General features: G+C 57.1%; 12 protein-coding genes. 3 read left to right on the top strand and 9 right to left on the bottom strand.

All coding sequences use genetic code 11. The features are described from left to right. Positions 1–3: 3 nt before the first annotated feature. The 9 genes from WBG04_RS22240 to WBG04_RS22200 all read right to left on the bottom strand — a co-directional run bounded on the left by WBG04_RS22240 (position 4) and on the right by WBG04_RS22200 (position 9,227). Positions 4–348, bottom strand: a complete 345-nt coding sequence (locus WBG04_RS22240; protein WP_424317143.1) for an SH3 domain-containing protein — start codon at positions 346–348, stop codon at positions 4–6. Between the two features lie 401 nt (positions 349–749). Further along, a complete protein-coding gene (locus WBG04_RS22235; RefSeq protein WP_424317141.1) occupies positions 750–1,739 on the bottom strand; it encodes a hypothetical protein in 990 nt (329 codons plus the stop codon). Positions 1,740–1,759: 20 nt separating this feature from the next. After that, complete coding sequence (locus tag WBG04_RS22230) at positions 1,760–4,750, bottom strand: tetratricopeptide repeat protein (protein WP_424317139.1); 2,991 nt, start codon at positions 4,748–4,750, stop codon at positions 1,760–1,762. Between the two features lie 139 nt (positions 4,751–4,889). Continuing rightward, the gene (locus WBG04_RS22225) at positions 4,890–5,354 is read right to left on the bottom strand and encodes an ExbD/TolR family protein (protein ID WP_424317137.1); all 465 of its coding nucleotides are present in this window, start codon (positions 5,352–5,354) and stop codon (positions 4,890–4,892) included. Between the two features lie 25 nt (positions 5,355–5,379). Further along, positions 5,380–5,829 (bottom strand): ExbD/TolR family protein, encoded by a 450-nt coding sequence (locus tag WBG04_RS22220; RefSeq protein WP_424317135.1) that lies wholly within the window; start codon positions 5,827–5,829, stop codon positions 5,380–5,382. Between the two features lie 75 nt (positions 5,830–5,904). After that, positions 5,905–6,687, bottom strand: coding sequence for a MotA/TolQ/ExbB proton channel family protein (locus tag WBG04_RS22215; protein WP_424317133.1), 783 nt, complete (start codon positions 6,685–6,687; stop codon positions 5,905–5,907). A gap of 154 nt (positions 6,688–6,841) precedes the next feature. Further along, positions 6,842–7,495, bottom strand: coding sequence for an endonuclease III (gene nth, locus WBG04_RS22210; protein ID WP_424317131.1), 654 nt, complete (start codon positions 7,493–7,495; stop codon positions 6,842–6,844). An 18-nt stretch (positions 7,496–7,513) separates the two neighbouring features. After that, positions 7,514–8,173: a 3D domain-containing protein gene (locus WBG04_RS22205; protein ID WP_424317129.1), complete on the bottom strand. Its 660-nt coding sequence runs from the start codon at positions 8,171–8,173 to the stop codon at positions 7,514–7,516. Positions 8,174–8,411: 238 nt separating this feature from the next. Next, positions 8,412–9,227 carry a hypothetical protein gene (locus WBG04_RS22200; protein WP_424317127.1) on the bottom strand — a complete coding sequence of 272 codons (816 nt, stop codon included), beginning with the start codon at positions 9,225–9,227 and terminating at the stop codon, positions 8,412–8,414. Between the two features lie 115 nt (positions 9,228–9,342). On the opposite strand from WBG04_RS22200, the gene WBG04_RS22195 reads away from it, so the two are divergent. Genes WBG04_RS22195 through WBG04_RS22185 form a run of 3 tightly spaced genes read left to right on the top strand, consistent with a single transcriptional unit; the run spans position 9,343 to position 12,045 of the window. Continuing rightward, positions 9,343–10,197 (top strand): ABC transporter ATP-binding protein, encoded by an 855-nt coding sequence (locus WBG04_RS22195; RefSeq protein WP_424317125.1) that lies wholly within the window; start codon positions 9,343–9,345, stop codon positions 10,195–10,197. Beyond that, positions 10,194–11,102 carry an ABC transporter permease gene (locus WBG04_RS22190; protein ID WP_424317123.1) on the top strand — a complete coding sequence of 303 codons (909 nt, stop codon included), beginning with the start codon at positions 10,194–10,196 and terminating at the stop codon, positions 11,100–11,102. Before WBG04_RS22195 ends, WBG04_RS22190 begins: the two co-directional genes overlap by 4 nt. A gap of 4 nt (positions 11,103–11,106) precedes the next feature. Further along, on the top strand, positions 11,107–12,045 hold the full coding sequence (locus WBG04_RS22185) for a hypothetical protein (RefSeq protein ID WP_424317121.1): 939 nt from the start codon (positions 11,107–11,109) through the stop codon (positions 12,043–12,045). Positions 12,046–12,109: the final 64 nt, after the last annotated feature.

Below are 12,109 nucleotides of genomic sequence, written 5' to 3'. Positions count from 1 at the left end.
CGCCTACTCTTCCGGTCTCAGCAGGTAGCCCGCAACCCAGCCTTCCGCACCGGAATCGTTGCGGCACCAATGCCAGCCGTCGATCTGCTCGATCGACTCCAGAATATCGCCCCGTTTCACCGTCAGCACTGTGGGGTCAAAATCCTTCATCAGCGCAAATCGCCCCTCGCCTGTCGGTTCGAGGATTTCCTCGGGCACATAGCCATGCCGACCCTGGCTGTCCTGTGCCCAAACCCATCCCGGCCAGGCGCGATCCGCCGGGCCGACGGTGACCTCGTCACCCGCCTCCAAGGCGATCGGGTTCGAATCCTTCTCCTCGTAGTCCGAATTGGCAGTAAACCGGGGCATGGCCGAATCATGGCGTGCTCCATGCCCCTCGTCTACGGCTGAAAAGGTCAGCAAGTGAGGCCTCTTCATCAGAGCGAGCACCTTGCATGAGCGGGGCTTTTCCCCCGAAGATTACTGATTCATTTTTCACGATCGCTGAGAATTTTGGCACCGCGATTGCTACCCATTCAATCGCGGATGGATTTCGTGACTGTTCGGAGGTTTCTTGGGTTTACCCTGTGAGCAGTCACGCTGAACCACGGTCGGAGAGGGATTTATGGGTTTTTTCCCTCGCCGGCCGTGGTAACCCGCCCGCTGTCTCCTCAGGCAGCCAGCCCTCACACCTTGGAGCAAATGCTGGGCACGAAAAACGGACGGCACGGAAACCCGCGACCGTCCGTCTCGATTTTGAGGCTTGTTGATTAGTCGGCCTTCTTTTCGGCCTCCTCTGTCCCGGCCTCCTCGGGGGCCTTCGGCTTGGAAGCCGCCGCAGTTTCGGGCAGGTACTTGAGTAGGGCCTTGGACTCTTCCGGCAGAGCTTTCCCGCCACCCAGAGTCAGCTGATAGAGAGCCGCAAGAGAGGCGGCTTCCGTCAGTCTTAGCGAACCCAGAGAATCTGGTTCCTCATCGGGCGTACCCCAGAGCCGGATGGCCTGCTGCACCGCCGGATCGGCCGCATAAAGCCGCAACGCATTCTCGGCGGCTTGACGGGCGATGACTTCCGAACTGGCAGTATCGGCAGTCATCGCAATATTGTAGGCGTTGATCGCATCGATGGTTCTTTGCTGACCTTCAAGCGCAAGGCCGAGGCAATAGCCGACCTGAGCACGCTGGTAGCCCGGCATCCTGGAGTCCAGCCACTCGTTGCAGAGTAACTCGAGCCGTGCCCAATCCTTGGTTCTGACCGCATCCCAAAGCACGTAAAGCTCCAACTGCCTGAGCTGATACTCCCGGGTCAGGCTGTTCCGGTCGTCAGGCACGAAGGCTTCCTGAGCCTTGGCCAATTCGTCGAGCTTGCCGAGTTTCCTAAGGCACTCCATCTCATAAACCGCCGCCAGAGCGGAGTGATTGTCCGGGAGTGTCCTGAGTTTGATATAGGCATCACGGACCGCAGCGAATTTGGTACGAGCTTCCTCGTACTTTCGAGCCTGAAAGAGCTCCACCGCTTCGGTGTATTCGGGAGGCTCCATCAGCCAGATTGAAACCGGCTTGCTGATCAGCATCGTATTCTGGTCAACGCCGTTGATCGTCGAATAGTACAGGAACTTGGCCTTGTTCGCATCGGCGATCCAGACCGTCTCGAACTTATTGTCATCGAAAATCAGCATCGCTTCCTGCTGGAAACGCTGAGCCATGGCAGACGACGACGCGCAGACGGCGGCAATGAGAAGGGTTGGGAAAATGGTTTTCATAGCGGTTCAGGTTTTGGGTATCAGCGGCTCGCGGCTTCGGCAGCGAGCTCCTCCTTCGATTTCACATTGGGATCAGCAACGTATTCTTCGACCAGATCTTCGATCTCCTTCCATGCGTCGACCTCTTCCTGAGTTGCCTTGTCCAGAATACCCCGGGTGAGATCAATGAACGAGCGACCGGCATTGTATGCCCCCTGACGGTCGGACACCTTTTCGCCCTGTTGATTCCGCTGCCAGAGAAGTTCCATGTAGCGTTTCAGTGCGGGAACGGAGATCCGCAGGGCACCCTTGTAGGTGTTCCAAACTGCCACATAGGAGGCGAGCGCGTCGTTGGTCATGCCCATCTCGTCGTAGGCTTGGGCAAGCAGCATTGAGACCTCCATTTTGCGCGATGAATAACCCTTTTCCCGATCAAGATAGAGTCGGGCGTTATCCTTGGCGGCTTCAGGTTCACCCATGGCCATCTGGGTGATGATCATCTGATAGAGAGCACGGTCCTTGTCGGACTTCTCCTGCGCATCCGCGAGAACCCGCTTGAAGTCCTCCACGGCTTTGGCCTGATCGGCCTTTGATCCTTCGGCAAGCACCGCTGCGCGACCAAAGAGCGCCGGGAAGCTATACGACTTGTCATCGCGACTGAGCACCTCGTCGTAGTAGACGACTGCTTCCGAAGGGCTATTGGTGCCGCGAATGAAATCGCCAACCCGAACAAGAATGAAGTTCGAGAGGTCCTTCACATCGAACTCGTTCTTCAAGTCCCTGAACAGGACCTTGATGCCGGCTTCCGCTTCAATACGCTTCTGTTCGTCATCCCCGGCCTCTTTGACCTGATCCTCAAAGACCCCGATGACCGCGATCCGCAGCAGCGCACGCGCGGCCTTGTTGGCAGGTTTGATCTTGGGGAAGTTGTAGTAGTGGTTCTTCAGCTCCTCCGGGGTGTGGCTGTCGAGGTAGACCTCGGTGTAGGAACCAATCGCCTCCTCCAAGCCAACGGCACCAGATTGCGTCGCCATTTCGGCGATCACATCCCGCAGGCGATTCAGGGCTTCTTCGCCTCGATCAACCGATCCAAGAGCATAAACCTGGGCAACCGCCACCTGAGCCTTGTAAGGCGAGGAGTCTCCATACTCTTCCCAGAACTTGTCAGAATATGGAACTGCCTCGGCCATGCGGTTCGGCTGGTCCTTTTTCTTCGGCTTATCGCCAAGCATCGCGATCAGGTAATAAAGCGCTTCGCCGGCAACGATGTCGTTCTCCCGGCGCTCGGCCAGGGCAAGGGCCTTGAGGTAGTAGGCCTCCGCTTCCTCTTTCTTGCCCTGATTCTGAAGAACATTTCCCTTGAGGTTAAAGGCCATGTCCATGATGTCGGCATTTGGAAACTCGGCTTCCAGGCGATTCAGCTTTTCAAGGGCTGCATCGGTTTCATCCAGCGCGTAGTGGCAGTTCGCCCGATCGTAGAGGGCGAAGGGAAGATAGATGTTCTTACCGGGGTCGGGGTATTTGGCGAGGAAAGCATCAAGCAGCTTGGCGGACTTGCTCCAGAACTGAAGTCGGGAATAATTCGAAGCTTGGAAGTAGAGCGCCGCCAACTCAAAGGAGCTCTCCGGATACTCCTCAACATGCCGGTCGAGCAGAGGCCGGGCCTCCTTGTAGTCGCCCGTGTAGTAGTAACTTCCACCGAGCACGTGAAGGCAGATGTCATGTTCCTTGCTAGGGGCGTCGGGATCCAGTTTGTCCAGCATCGGTTTGGCGATCTGAATGCACTTCACATACTCTCCACCGTAGAAAAGCGAGGTCAGCATCATTCGCCTCACAGCCGGAACATGCTCGGAATTCGGGAAGGTCTTGAGGAAGCGCAATCCGTAGACCTCGGTTGCCTCGATCTCGCCGATCATCGATGCGGTTCGAGTGAGATTGTAGAGGTATTTCTCGCGGTTCTTGTTCTTCGGGTAAGCATTCTCGAGCACCTCGTAGGCGGCGTAGGCACCGCGGACGTTGCCGTGCTTCTCATGCAAAAACGCGGTCGCACTGAGCTGCACCACTTCGTGCGGATTTCCGGAACTGAGCGACTTCTCAAGCACCGCAATCGAGTCCTTCAGGTTCTGGCCGCGGATCACCCGCGCCCCATCCTTGATCCCGATCCGGCCACCAAGTCTCTCAAGCCGGGATTCGGCGTCCTCAAGCATGACCTGCGTGGCCGGAATCAACTGATAGAGAGCAAAGGCGCTTCGCTCCATGTCCGCATTGTAAGCCTTGCCGGCCAGACTCAGAAACAGCGGCGAGTAGGGCTGCATGTCATAAGGCTCGATCACGATATCGGCACGATTCTGTTCGATGAACGAGAGCAGGGCTTTTTCGTCGCGTTTCTCGATCACCGCGTCGACCAAGGCCTGAAAAGCGGCGACGATTCCCGCCTCGGGAGTGGCGAATTCGACCTTGTTCTTGAGCGCGGTTTCGAAGTGCTGGATGCCTTCGGCAATGTTCTCGATCTTTAAATTGCAGATCGCCAACCAGATGTAGAAGGCTCCTCGTGGATAGTTGTCGGCCTGGTTGGTCTTGTCCCGCTCCTCGAGAAACTTCTTGTACATCCGAATCGCCAGCTCGTAGTCTTCGGCCCCCTGTGCGGCCTGTCCCCAGTAGAGCAGCGCCTTCTTGTTGTAGATATTGCCGCCCCCCTCGCCCTTCTTGTTCGAGTATTTCTTGTAGCAGGTTTCGAAAGACTTCATCGCATCGTCCCACTTCTTGAGCTTGAGCTCACAGAAGCCCTTGCGGTACCAGGTCACGCCGAACTGAGGACCATAGAGTTGAAGAGCCACGGAGTCGAAGCGAGAGGTGCACTTGGTCAGCAACTTCAGGGCTTCTTCCCAGTTGCCGGCCTTCATTTCATTGGTCGCCTGGGCATTGAGCGATTGCGGAGTGTCTTCAAGCTGGGCTTGAGCGGGTCCTGCAAGGAAGCTCGCCGCGAGAAAAACACCGAGGAGGGGGGATAGGATTCGCCGAAAAGAATTCATGACTGCTTGTCTGGGTTGGTGAACTTGGATTTAAATAAGTGAGCGCCAAATTGCTCACTCCGCAAGGGAGGAACGAAGTGGCGCTCGAAAGTCTTGGGATGGAACGGCCTTCAGGCGGAATGTCGGAGTCTTAAGGTCTCTACTCATCCATCAGATCGGTGAATGTCACCTTGGTGATCTGAACGCCGGCCAGCGCATTGAGCACATCGATCACCCGTTGCTGAGAGGCACCGCCATCCGCATAGATCTGAACGAGCGGCACGCTATTGGTGGAATCGGCCGCGTCCTTGTAGGCCCGAAGCTCGGCACTCAACATGGGAAGATCGCGCACATCCACATCCGAATCCATCGGCAACTGGGAGGCCCCGGTACCACTGAAAATCGCGCCGTTGGCATCGATCTTGATCAGGCGAGGTTCGATCTCGGGCGGCGTATCGGAAGGGTTCGCCGCAGGCAGCGTCATCTGAACGTCCTGCTCACGCGGCTGGATGGTCGTGGTGACCAGGAAGTAGATGAGCAGGAGGAAGGTCGCATCAATCAACGACGAGATGTCAAGCTTCGGCTGGTCCTCTTCGGGTTTGTCTGAACGTCGGTGGCGCGCCATGGTTTTCTAGGTTCGGGTTACTCGCTCAGCTCTCGAAGTTGTAGGTGGCAAAGACGACTTTATCGACCCCGGCTTTCGCCGAAAGGCGCAGCACCTTGCGCGAATGCTTGAAAACCGCACGTCGGTCACCACGGAGGTGAAGTTTGGGCTCGTAGCCTTGCTGGACAATTCGGTCCTTCTCCTTGGAAACCAGATCGATAACGGCGTCGTCATCCAGCTCCTCGCCCTGTTCACTGAACATCTCGCCCTCTTGGCGGATGTTGATCACGATCCGTCCATTACCGTCCTCGGCCTTGACCGAGTTTTTCGCGACCGGTGGCTCCACTTCGGGGTCCATCTTGACGATGATCATCGTCGCATTGACCAGGAAGAAGATCAGCAACAGGAACACCATGTCGATCATCGGCGACATGTCGATCGTCAGATCGTCGCCTTCGTCTGATTTGGTGGCGCGGAGTTTGGAGGATGAAGCCATGAGGTTTGCTTGCGTTTGGAGGAGAAATGACGAATTGGAGCGGACCATTCATCGGCCCCACCCCGGTCATCTGGTTCAAACGGCGATACCTTCAGGAATCTTGGCAAGATATGCGTCCTGATTGACCGTTTGGATGGAAGCATTGAGCAACTCCTCTGCGGCGTGATGGCAATCGGAAACAAGATGGTTCAGCTTGTTCTTGAAGAAGAAGTAGGCGAGCAGCGATGGAATCGCGGTGATCAGACCCCACATCGTGGTAAGGAGAGCCACGGAGATCGAACCTGCGAGCTGGGAGGGATCGGCCTGTCCGGAATCGGCGAGGATGCCGAAGGCCTGGACCATACCAATAACGGTTCCGAGGAGACCGAGCATGGGAGCTGCCTGCGCCACCAGCGAGATGTAGTTGATCCAAGTCATCGCCTTGCGGTTCTCATTGATCGAGAAGTCGGCGATCGCATCCTCAATCTGGTCGCGGCCAAGATCTTCGGGGCGGGTGGCATCGATGTTCGGCAAGGAGTAGGCAAGCATCCGACCCAGGTAGGAAGGGTGCGAAGCGGCAAGTTCAATGGCGGAACGCACGCGGCAGTTCGCCATGTGGTCCATGAGCGCCGCCTTGAGGTCATCGGGACAGAATTTGGGCTTCGTGAGGTTGATGAAGTTGAATACGCACAGGGCGATCAGCGCCACCACTGCCAGTCCGATGAAGATCATCGTCGGACCTCCTGCAATCACGTACTTCTGAAGGGCGTTCTGCTCACTCGGAGCATCTTGAGCCAAAAGCGCCGGCGCGCTGACAAGGAGAGAGGTGACAACAACCGTGGTGAGACGAGTTGAACGGGAGGCGAGGTTTTCGATCATGGTTGGTTTGGTGTTATTCAAAGGGTCGGCCCAATGCGCTGATGTTTCATTCTCGGAATCGGACCAATGTCGGCAAGGATAGATTTTCAAAAAGACGTCTGATGACACCCAATTATTTGGGACATTCGGTCGAATACTCCGATTCGCCCGGAGCTCATGATTTTTTCACCTTCACTCCCTGACGTCGGCGCGGGAAGAGCTCGCGGCAGAGCAGACATCTCGTGCCGTCGCAGCCGCGTGCAGTGCAGTGCTCTCTCCCATAGAAAATGATCTGCAAATGCAAGGCATTCCAGCGTTCGCGGGGGAACAGGCGCTTGAGGTCAAATTCCGTGCGCTCGACGTTGCGGCCATCCGTCAGCTTCCAGCGCTGAGCCAGGCGGTGAATGTGGGTGTCGACGGGAAACGCCGGGACACCAAAGGCCTGAGCCATCACGACCGAAGCGGTCTTATGGCCCACACCAGGCAGGGCTTCCAGGGCATCGAAGTCACATGGCACTTCGCCCTGATGAATTTCGACCAGCATCCTGGAGAGTTTGGAAATAGCCTGGGATTTCCGGGGTGAAAGCCCACAGGGGCGAATGATCTCCCGGATTTTCTCGACCGCCACCTTCATCATCGTCTCCGGCGTGTCGGCGAGATTGAACAAGGCGGGGGTCACTTGATTCACCCGCACATCCGTGCATTGGGCGGACAACAAAACGGCGATCAGCAGTGTAAACGGATCCTTGTGATCCAGAGGCACCGGCGTTTCCGGATACAGCTCAGCCAGGCGGTGGTCGATATGCCTGGCGCGCTCGGCCTTGGTCATGATTGCCGATGCCTGAGCTTAGCGGGCCGCCGTGTCGGCTCGGCCACCGGTCTTGCGCTGAATCGCGGCATACATCTGGTGGCAGTGAGCATGGTGCGTCCGCCCTGAAAGCAAGTGGGCACTACGGGCATACGAGCCCCACTGAACGATGGCGATTTCCACATTCCGGCGACCCCATGCTTTCATCTGACTCGCGTTGGGTGTGTAGATGTCGATGGTGCCGGTGCCGACGAGCGCCGAGCCGTAGTCGTCGATCACGAACAACTGAGACATCCCCTTGATCTTGAAAACGGTTCCCACCGGGTAAACCGACCAATCGGCGGCAGCACTCCGAACCCGGTTACTATACTTGAGCGGGGTGCCGGTGGCGTTCATCGATCCATACTGCAGGTGGTCCGGCTCGGAACAATGGTAGGCAGTGGTGCGGACGTGGCGAACACGCTCCGTCGAGTAGAGCGGCATTCCGTGCTTATCCTTGGGCATCGATCGGCCCTTGGTTACAAGCGACTCGGACGGCTCATAAGTGCTGTAGCGTCCAGCGTTCGGTGGATAGGTCAGCTTGTTGTTGAGGCTCGACTTGCCATTGAGCGCGCGCTCTTTGGAAACGAGATTCACATCCGAACCGCAGCTGGCGAACAACAGCAGGGAGAGGGCGAGAGAGAGATTACGGAAAGGCATAGGTTTATTTAGGAATTCCTGATCATCAGGAGTTTCTAATCGGGCGACTCGGTGTTTTTACGGGTCTTCGTCAGCCGCGGCAAACGAAAATCCAATTGTTAGGCGTTTTGGGACTCAATGTATTTACAAGAACCAGCCACCGTAAGGCGCTCCTTTGACAGGCCACGAAAGGGACAATTCGAGCTGAAAATGCGGCACTTTGGCGATTGCCTTCGTCCAGCGGCGGCGCGCCCTCCCCTTATTTGAGGGTGACGCTGACCTCCTCATTGGCCTCGATTTTGACGCCATCGATCCCCTTGAGAGCTTCCTGCATGGCGGCCGGAGTCTCCGGTTTGGCTTTGGAAAAGGCTTTGAATTTCTCGGGGTCCTCCAAGAGTTTGCCCATTTCCATCTCCATGAAGGTGATCGTGTTCCCATCAACGTGGCTGGCATTGGTTTCCTCGATCCCGCCGGAAAGCTCGAGCTTCAGGGACATCTTCATGTCGCCCATCATCTGCTTTGCCATTGCCAAACCCTGCTCATCGATTTCCTCTTCTTCCTCATCGGCAGCCTCGGCACCCTCGGCTCCCTTGCCTGCACCAGGATTGGCCAACTTGAGCACCCCGTCCTTGTAAACAAAGGTCATGGGCTTCTCTTCCGGCATCTCCCCGGCATCGGCACCAGGAGGTTTCATGCCATCACTCATGTCACTCACCGCGTCACCGAACTGGAACTTGACGGTATTGATGTCCTTGAACGCATAGACCACCCGGCCCCCCTTTCGGCCATTGGCATCGATTTTCTCGACCTTCTCGACGCTTACGCCTTCTCCCATTCCGTCCGCTCTGGCCTTGGCCTTGGTTTCGTCAGCCATATCCCCAAGCGGATCTCCCGCCTCCTCACCACCGAGCGCGGACATCTGTTCCATCATGGCAACGGCTTGGCCACCCAGGGTCGTCTCTTCGGTAATCGTACCACTGCCATCCTTGTTCAGAACGATGACCACGTGGTGCTCAATGCATCCGGTGAGGGCGAAAGCCAAAATCAAAGCGAACAGGATCCGAAGGTTTTTCATGAGGCGAGCAGCCTCACGAATCCCGACGGCAAAAGCAAGCTCGGGATGGTGACAAGCCTTCTAGGGAATCACGTTGCCAGCGTGACCGATGCACTCTTATCCTCCCGCCGGACCAATGCCTGCAGCAGTCGAAATACAAAACCTGGTCAAGGTCTTCCGCCCAAGCTTCCGCGGCACTCCGGTATGTGCCGTCGACAATGTGTCGATCACCATCGAATCCGGGGAGGTGTATGGCTTGATCGGGCCGAATGGTTCGGGCAAGTCGACAACCATGAAAGCCCTGCTCGGCTTGGTAGCTCCGACTGCTGGGACCTGCAAAATCTTCGAGGCGGATTCCCTCGAAGTCGACTCCCGGCAACAGGTCGGCTTTCTCCCCGAGAACCCCTATTTCTACAAGCATCTCACCGGCGCGGAGACCCTCGCCTTCTACGGAAAACTCTGCGGTTTACGCGGCAACAGCCTCGACGGACGCATCTCCGAACTCCTCGACCTCGTCGATCTGCAAGGCGCCCGCGACCGGCGTCTCGGTGGATACTCGAAAGGCATGCTCCAGCGGATCGGACTCGCCCAAGCTCTGATTCAGGAACCCCGTCTAGTCATCCTCGATGAACCCACAGCCGGGGTCGACCCCGTCGGTTCCCGCCAGATCCGCGACCTCATTTTCGCGCTCAAGGAACGGGGGATCACCGTATTTCTCTGCTCGCACCTGCTCGAACAGGTCCAGGAAGTCTGCGACCGCGTCGGCATCATCTACAAGGGCCGGATGGTGAAAGAGGGACGACTCGACGAAATGCTGGCGATCGAAGAACAGACCGAAGTGCTGCTGCGCGATGCCACTCCGGAGCTGATCGATCGCATTCGGCAACTCGTCGAAGAAAGCGACGGCACTGAATTCCTTGGAGCAGCAAAACCGCGCACCACGCTCGAACGCCTCTTTCTGGAACAAACCACCAACCGCGAAGAACCGTGAGCAAGGCCCTCCCCAATCGTCCGCTCAATCCACGCCGCATCGCCGTGCTGGCGATCAACACCTTCACCCAGCTGGTCCGGATGAAAGTGTTCTATTTTCTGGCGATCTTCGCCGTGATCGTCATCGGTGCCAACTCACTTGACCTCCCGACGAACAGCGCCCCGGAAAACGCAGGCGTCCAGGTTCTCTACGCCATCAAGAATACCTCGATCGGGTGCATGGGCCTCTTCTCGCTGGTGCTCGCCGTGGTGGCCACCGGTCTGCTGCTTCCCAAAGATGTCGAAGACCGGACACTCTATACCATTCTCGCCAAGCCCGTCCCTCGACTCGATTACCTGGTTGGCAAACTCGTCGGCGTCACCTCGCTGATCTTCATCTCCATGGTCGTCATGGATCTACTGATGATCGGCGTGCTCCACCTGCGGACCAGTGAAGTCATGGAAATGCGCTCTCAGTTTGCGGACAACGCCGGCTATCCACCGGAAATGAAGGCCCGCTTCCTCGAAGAAACCCGCGAGCTCGGACCCACATGGAATCTCCAGGCCGGCGTCCTGATCGTCTTCTTTCGGGCCGTCGTCATGGCCGCCGTGGCCTTGCTGCTTTCCACATTTTCCACCAGCACCCTCTTCACTGCCGTCGTCGGCTTCATGATCCTCTTCGTCGGCTTTTTCCAAGCTGATGCCCGCGAATTCTATTTCTCGGGGACCGGCATCCTTGGACGGATCGGTTCGGGAGCGATGACCGTCATTCTTCCCGACCTCCAGCTCTTCAATGTCGTCGACTCGATCATTGAAGGCAAACTCCTCGAAGCAGGCATGCTGCTCAAGATCGCCGGAGTTACTCTGTTTTACTGCGTCATCTACACCTTCACCTCTTGGATCATTTTCGCCCGCAAGGAGTTCTGAACCGATGAACCCGAACTTCCGACGCCTGACAGCCGCCGCCTCCGTTCTGGTCGTGGCCGGTATCGTGAGAATGCCTGTCGAGCAGGCCATGACCAAAGAACTGCGCGCGCAAGGCATGCTGAGCGAACCGCTCGATATCGAAACAACCAAGAGAGTCGGACAAGGATTTTGGGCGGTTTCCCTTGGTGGACTGAGGACGCTCGTCGCCACCGTCCTGAATTTGCGTGCCTTCTCCTATTTCGAAAACCAGCAGTGGACGCAGCTCGCAAACACCTACGAAACCATCGTCCAGCTCGCTCCGAATACCGACTATTACTGGGACACCGGTTCCTGGCACATGGCCTACAACGCGGCCGCCTACTATCAGACTTCCAGTGATCTGCCTGAACTTCGAAGCCGCTCGGAATGGCAGCAGTGGATCGAAAAGGGCACCGCTTTCCTCGAGGAAGGCACCAGGCAAAACCCCGACAGCTGGTATCTCTGGTCAAGGCTCGCCTGGCTCTATGCGGACCCCAACAAACTCGTCGACTACGAGAAGTCCGCTGCCGCCTATCTGAAGTCGATCGAATCCGGCAATGCCCTCCCTTTCGTCAAAAACGGAGCCGCCTATGCCCTCGCCAGAATTCCTGGCCGGGAAGCTGAAGCCTTGGAGATGGTGCGCGAACTGCGACAGACTCCGCGGGGCCGCGTCCCCACGATGAACTGCCTGTCCTTCGCTCTCGAATCCAAGGAAAATCCCTCGCTCGATTCTTACCAGCTTGCACTCGACACCTTCGGCAGTGAGAACAAGGCCTATCAGGAACTTGGTCCCTACTACCTCGACCTGCGTAACAACTTTCCCATGTATGGTGTGGCCTCAGCCCTCAAAAAACTGGAATCGCGACTCGGCATCCCGATTGAAGATAGCGTGTTCACGGAGCGTAAAGCCCTCGAAAGTCGATAAATCCAGGCAGAGCGATGAGTAGTAGCGCGCCCCGCCCACCTCCCATGATCCCCCCCGCCGGACC

The sequence above is a fragment of the Haloferula sp. genome (assembly GCF_049672945.1).
Classification (GTDB): Bacteria; Verrucomicrobiota; Verrucomicrobiia; order Verrucomicrobiales; family Akkermansiaceae; genus Haloferula.
The sequence above is the reverse complement of the archived record's forward strand: the minus strand, read 5'-3'. Positions and strand labels throughout refer to the sequence as shown.

What these genes read in the sequence shown, in the direction of transcription:
- WBG04_RS22195 (WP_424317125.1), top strand. Translation starts at nt 9,343, where the DNA reads ATGCCTGCAGCAGTCGAAATACAAAACCTGGTCAAGGTCTTCCGCCCA.
- WBG04_RS22225 (WP_424317137.1), bottom strand. Translation starts at nt 5,354, where the DNA reads ATGGCGCGCCACCGACGTTCAGACAAACCCGAAGAGGACCAGCCGAAG.
- WBG04_RS22200 (WP_424317127.1), bottom strand. Translation starts at nt 9,227, where the DNA reads ATGAAAAACCTTCGGATCCTGTTCGCTTTGATTTTGGCTTTCGCCCTC.
- WBG04_RS22220 (WP_424317135.1), bottom strand. Translation starts at nt 5,829, where the DNA reads ATGGCTTCATCCTCCAAACTCCGCGCCACCAAATCAGACGAAGGCGAC.
- WBG04_RS22205 (WP_424317129.1), bottom strand. Translation starts at nt 8,173, where the DNA reads ATGCCTTTCCGTAATCTCTCTCTCGCCCTCTCCCTGCTGTTGTTCGCC.
- nth (WP_424317131.1), bottom strand. Translation starts at nt 7,495, where the DNA reads ATGACCAAGGCCGAGCGCGCCAGGCATATCGACCACCGCCTGGCTGAG.
- WBG04_RS22230 (WP_424317139.1), bottom strand. Translation starts at nt 4,750, where the DNA reads ATGAATTCTTTTCGGCGAATCCTATCCCCCCTCCTCGGTGTTTTTCTC.
- WBG04_RS22235 (WP_424317141.1), bottom strand. Translation starts at nt 1,739, where the DNA reads ATGAAAACCATTTTCCCAACCCTTCTCATTGCCGCCGTCTGCGCGTCG.
- WBG04_RS22185 (WP_424317121.1), top strand. Translation starts at nt 11,107, where the DNA reads ATGAACCCGAACTTCCGACGCCTGACAGCCGCCGCCTCCGTTCTGGTC.
- WBG04_RS22240 (WP_424317143.1), bottom strand. Translation starts at nt 348, where the DNA reads ATGCCCCGGTTTACTGCCAATTCGGACTACGAGGAGAAGGATTCGAAC.
- WBG04_RS22215 (WP_424317133.1), bottom strand. Translation starts at nt 6,687, where the DNA reads ATGATCGAAAACCTCGCCTCCCGTTCAACTCGTCTCACCACGGTTGTT.